The organism is Plantactinospora sp. B24E8 (assembly GCF_039871735.1).
GTDB lineage: Bacteria > Actinomycetota > Actinomycetes > Mycobacteriales > Micromonosporaceae > Plantactinospora.
In genome coordinates, this window is the sequence record NZ_JBDPMH010000068.1 from 1 (window position 1) to 5,023 (window position 5,023).

Here is a 5,023-nt window from a genome sequence, read left to right on the forward strand (position 1 = left end):
CGCGTGCACAACGACGACCCGAAACCATTCGTCTGGACCGCCACCGCCGAATCAATCCTGGCCAAGGTCCGACGTGGACGAGTCGCTCTCCAGCAAGCGGCAAGCCAAAACTGAGACAGAACACTAGCGCATTGATCATTGCCGCAGGCTGGACCAGCAGCCTACCGGACCATTCGATATCGATCGATACCCTGGTGGGCCTCACGCAGTTGCCGTACCCGGGCACCCAGCTGGAGCCCGCCATGCCGTCGGAGCGCTGCCCCACTCGCATCACCGCGCCGTCGATGCGGCAGAATGCCTCCATGCCCGAGGATGAGGAGTACGCCTCAAACTCCAAACTGGACACCACGGTCCCGCACTCGGCGCGGATCTGGAACTACTGGCTCGGCGGCAAGGATCACTTCGCGGTCGACCGCGCCGCCGGCGACGAGGTGATCGCACACATTCCGGACATCCCCATCGGGGCCAAGGCCGAGCGAGCGTTCCTCAAGCGAGTGGTCAGGTTTCTCGTCGAGGATGCCGGCATCCGTCAGTTCCTCGACGTCGGCACCGGCCTTCCCTCGGCGGACAACACCCACGAGGTCGCGCAGTCCCTCGACCCGCACTGCCGGGTGGTCTACGTCGACAACGACCCGCTCGTCATGGTGCATGCGCGAGCACTCCTGACCAGCGCGCCGGGAGGCAGCTGCGACTACGTCGAAGCCGATCTGCGGCAGCCGGAGACGATACTCGCGTCCGCGCGGCAGACGCTCGACTTCTCGCAGCCGATCGGACTCATGCTCCTCGGCGTCGTCAACCACCTCATGGACGACGACGAGGCGTACGGTTCCGTCGCGCAGCTGGTGCAGGCGATGCCCGCCGGTAGCTACCTGGTGCTCACCCACTCCACCGCGGAGATCCACGGCGAGCCGATGCTGCGCGTGATGCGGGAAACCACCGAGCGCGGCGGCACGCCGATCCGCGCCAGGACGAAGACGGAACTCGAACGCTTCTTCGACGGGTTGGACCTGCTGGAGCCCGGCGTCGTCACGTGCTCGCGCTGGCGCCCCGACCCGGAGTCCGACGAACCAGAGGTCTACCTGTTCGGCGGTGTCGGCCGCATCGGCTGAGCTTCTCGACGCCGGTCACGCCACGAGGGCAACCTGTTCGCGGGCACGGGGGGATTGTGGTGCTGCGGTGTGGGGTTTGGCTGTCGGATGGAGGGGTTCCCTTCGGTGGGAAGGGGACTGTCCCGTACGGCTCGGGCTGGCCATGCCTGTGCTGTTCGATAACTCGGTTCCGGCTATGCGGCCTGCTCATACTCGTTGATCAACCTGTGGACCACCCTCCTGCGCCGTACTCGGACGGCACCCAGATCGGTCACCGGCGCTGGGGCCGTGTCTCGATCAGGTGGAGTTGTCCGCGGCCCTGATGCGGCCGATGCCCGTTGTAGTGCGTGAGGTAGGCGCCGAGCACCGCGAGCAGGTGCCGGGTGTTGTAGATCAGGATCCGGTCCAGGCATTCCCGCCGGACCGTGCTTACCCAGCGCTCCGCGAACGTGTTCGCCGGGGCGCCTGCGGTGGCGTCCGGAGCACCTCGACACTGATCGACCTGGAAGCCGCCGGTGGAGACGCGAAACCTCTCGGCTGGATCGCGATGTCCCGTCCGCGTCGAGCACTGCGCGACGATGAGGCGTGCTGTTTCGACTGGCGTACCTCGGCGTCACCAATACGCTCGCCCTACCACGGCTGCTGCCGATGAGTGACCGCGACAAGGACACACAGATCCTCGCACCGCGGCACCAGATCATGGTCCTGCAACGACAACCGCACAGTGACCGGGTCCGGTTCACCCCAGCCGACCGGGCGTGGCTGGCAGCCCTACTACACCCGCTACCGCGCGGCGTACTGAACCACCTGCGGCTACCGGTAAGACCGGACACGGTCCTGCGCTGGCACCGGGATCTGACCGCTCGCCGGCACGCCCGGCGTTCCCGGCCCCACCAGGCCGGACGGCCACGAACCGTCCGGTCGGTCCGCCGGCTGGTCCTGCGCCTGGCCCGGGAGAACAGCACCTGGGGATACCGCAGGATCCACGGCGAACTGCTCGTACTGGGCGTCAAGGTCGCCGCGTCCACCGTCTGGGAGATCCTCCACCAAGCGGGTGTCGATCCGGCACCCGAACGCACCACCAGCACGTGAGCCACGTTCCTGCGCACCCAGGCACAGGCCGTCATCGCCGCCGACTTCTTCGAGACGACCACGCTGACCGGGGCCCGCCTCTACGTCCTCGCGGTCATCGACCATGCCACCCGCCGGATCCGGATCCTCGGTGCGACCGCGCACCCGACCGCGGCGCGGGTGGCCCAGATCGCCCGCAACCTGGTCATGGACCTCGAAGACGCGGGCTGCCCGGTGAAGTACCTGATCCGCGACAGGGACGGCAAGTATCCGGCCGCGTTCGACACGATTCTCACCGACGCCGGCATCACCGTGGTACGCACCGGCGTCCGGATACCCCGGATGAACGCGATCATGGAACGCTGGGTACGGACCTGCCGCCGCGAACTCCTCGACCGGACACTGATCCTTAACCAGCGGCACCTACTGCATGCGCTGCACGAGTACGAGATCTTCTACAACGAGCACCGCCCGCATCAGCGCATCGCCAACGGCCGACCACTCACACCGCTACCCGAACCGATCACCGACCCGCACAGGCTCGACCGCCTGAACATCCGTCGTCGTGACCGCCTCGGCGGCATCCTGCACGAATACGAACATACGACCTGACCTGCCCGGACGACATTTTCGGCAGGTACACGGTTCACCCAGTCCCGGTGTCGCGTTGCGTGGCAATCTGGACGCGTTGCTGACCCGTAAAGGCCGGGGCATGGCTGATCCCAACCCGCGCGCTTCCACCAGGTGGTCGGGGCGTCCTCGCTGGGGAGTCAACGGATGCGAGTGTATGCCGCCAGCAGGGACGCTGTCTGCATGCCACACACACTCGCACCATTTTCATATCCAAACGAGACGAGCACCTCGGTCGGCGACGGCGCTCCGGCTGGCACCCGGGATCATGGTCCGAATCTTGATGTTGAACGGACAGATCTCGCCATCGAGCGCCTCGGCGAGGGCCTCCAGCGCGTGCTTGGTCGAAACCTACGGCCCAAAGTCGGCTGTGGTGAACAGCACGCCCACGGACGAGGTGAAGACCACCTTCCCCGGTCGCCCCTCGTTGATGATGTTACGGATGAACCTCTGAGCCAGCAACAGCGGCCCGAACATATTTGTCTCGCAATTCTTGCACAGCAGCTCGACCGGAATTCAGCTCACCGGCCCGGCCTCGCCGACGCCGGTGTTGCTGTACAGCACGCTGATCTCCTACATGAGTGCCGCCTCGACATCGTGGGGATCGAGAATGTCGAGCTCTTCGACGCGCGGACTCTGCAGGTCCAGTTCGGCGGCCTCTTTCCGCAACGCGGTTGTCTGCGGGCAGATCCGCACTGTGGCGATATCCTCATGACCCGCTTGGACCAAGCCGACGGCCGCCCTCCCACCGAATCCCGAACCCACCACCGTGACCAGATTGCACTCGCTGCTCGTCCCCTTACCTCCTTTCCTTACTGTTCGACTCAGACCATAAGCGCGCCGAGCGCGGCGGCCGCTGCTCGCGCGATCGCGTCATCCTGGACAACCGACCCTCCGGAGCCGTCGACCGAGCCGACGACGTCACCATCGACGGCCAGTGGACGTCCGCTGGCAAACCCGACCACCCCGCCGTTGCTGTCCGCCAGGACGAATGACGTTCTGCCCGGCCTGCAGAAGTCGAAGAGATCCTCCGAGTTCTGGATAAACGCCGACGTTCGGGCCTTGCTCATCTCCACGTTGATGAAGCCGAACAACGGCTCATCCGTACAGGCGAAGGCGTCCAGGTTGACGCCGGCATCCAGGACGTTGATGTTAACCGAGATCGACATCTCGGTCGCCCTCGCGACGCCGGTGGCCAATATTTGTTCGGCATTCAACGAGAGCATTGACATGCGTGTAGTTGACGTCATGGCCGTGAACCGTGGAAGGAGTGAGTTCACCCCTGGTACCGCCACGACCATAGGTATCCCAGTACCACCCTGCGCCGCCGTGCGGTGGTCGCGATGAGGAGCAACGCGATGCTCAGGGACTTCCTCCGCTCACGCCGGGCACGGGTGGCGCCGGAAGACGCGGGCGTGCCGCTGGGGGCGAACCGCCGCCGTGTTCCCGGTCTCCGGCGCGAGGAGGTGGCCCAACTGGCGGGGATCAGCGTGGACTACTACGTCCGCTTCGAGCAGGGCCGTTGCCCGAACGTGTCGAGCGCGTTGCTGGAATCGGTCGCCAGGATTCTGCGGCTCACACCCACCGAGTACGCGTATCTGTGCACGCTCGTCCAGGCCTCGGCCACTCGCGCTCGTGCAACCCCGTCCAGGACCGGCGACCCGCAACTGAGCAACGGAATGCGGCTACTGCTGGACAACCTCTCCACACCGGCGATCGTCGTCGGGCGGCTACTCGAACTCCTCGCCGTCAACGAGCCCGCACGCGCCCTCTTCCACGGCTTGGAAGCCCACGGAAACTACCTACGTTGGCTACTGTCGGGTCCGGCGAGCAACCTGGCCTGCGCGGACTGGAGCGCCGCGGCCTACGAGGCGGTCGCCATGCTGCGCTTCGACGTCGCCCGCCATCCCCACGATCCGACTGTCGCCGCGTTCGTCGACGAACTCACCGCGACAAGTTCCGAATTCCGCCGGGTCTGGGCGGGTCATGAGGTTGATCCGGGCTGGGATCGCCGACGTCGCTACCGTCATCCCCTGGTCGGTGAGATCGTGTTGCACAGTAAACGCCTCGACGTTCCGGACGAACCCAATCACACACTCTTCACCTACAGTGAGGTGATCTCAGCAAGGATCCGGGGGCGGTTCGGGATGACACGGGCGTACCGTCCATAGCGGACAGCTTTTGATAAGGACGTGGAGCCATCGGTAGACAGGTTCTTGCGACGGAATCGGTCT

At 65.6% G+C, this 5,023-nt stretch carries 6 protein-coding genes and 1 pseudogene; 5 read left to right on the top strand and 2 right to left on the bottom strand.

The genetic code is table 11. The features are described 5' to 3' along the window. Both ABGB21_RS36715 and ABGB21_RS36720 read left to right on the top strand, forming a co-directional pair. Nucleotides 1-114 (top strand): annotated as a pseudogene (locus ABGB21_RS36715) (IS630 family transposase); the annotation flags it as partial. A gap of 188 nt (nt 115-302) precedes the next feature. Beyond that, nucleotides 303-1,109: an SAM-dependent methyltransferase gene (locus tag ABGB21_RS36720; RefSeq protein WP_347658236.1), complete on the top strand. Its 807-nt coding sequence runs from the start codon at nt 303-305 to the stop codon at nt 1,107-1,109. 250 nt (nt 1,110-1,359) lie between these two features. Here the strand turns inward: ABGB21_RS36720 and ABGB21_RS36725 are convergent, their stop codons facing one another. Then, nucleotides 1,360-1,668, bottom strand: coding sequence for an integrase core domain-containing protein (locus tag ABGB21_RS36725; protein ID WP_347658237.1), 309 nt, complete (start codon nt 1,666-1,668; stop codon nt 1,360-1,362). A 5-nt stretch (nt 1,669-1,673) separates the two neighbouring features. Between ABGB21_RS36725 and ABGB21_RS36730 the strand changes: the two genes are divergently transcribed. Together ABGB21_RS36730 and ABGB21_RS36735 are read left to right on the top strand one after the other, a co-directional pair. Beyond that, nucleotides 1,674-2,180, top strand: a complete 507-nt coding sequence (locus ABGB21_RS36730) for a hypothetical protein (protein ID WP_347658208.1) — start codon at nt 1,674-1,676, stop codon at nt 2,178-2,180. A gap of 159 nt (nt 2,181-2,339) precedes the next feature. Beyond that, nucleotides 2,340-2,771 carry an integrase core domain-containing protein gene (locus tag ABGB21_RS36735; protein ID WP_347658209.1) on the top strand — a complete coding sequence of 144 codons (432 nt, stop codon included), beginning with the start codon at nt 2,340-2,342 and terminating at the stop codon, nt 2,769-2,771. Nucleotides 2,772-3,613: 842 nt separating this feature from the next. Here ABGB21_RS36735 and ABGB21_RS36740 read toward each other — a convergent pair. Continuing rightward, on the bottom strand, nt 3,614-4,021 hold the full coding sequence (locus ABGB21_RS36740) for a heme-binding protein (RefSeq protein ID WP_347658211.1): 408 nt from the start codon (nt 4,019-4,021) through the stop codon (nt 3,614-3,616). Nucleotides 4,022-4,147: 126 nt separating this feature from the next. Between ABGB21_RS36740 and ABGB21_RS36745 the strand changes: the two genes are divergently transcribed. Next, a complete protein-coding gene (locus tag ABGB21_RS36745) occupies nt 4,148-4,960 on the top strand; it encodes a helix-turn-helix transcriptional regulator (protein ID WP_347681745.1) in 813 nt (270 codons plus the stop codon). The last annotated feature ends 63 nt before the right edge of the window (nt 4,961-5,023 follow it).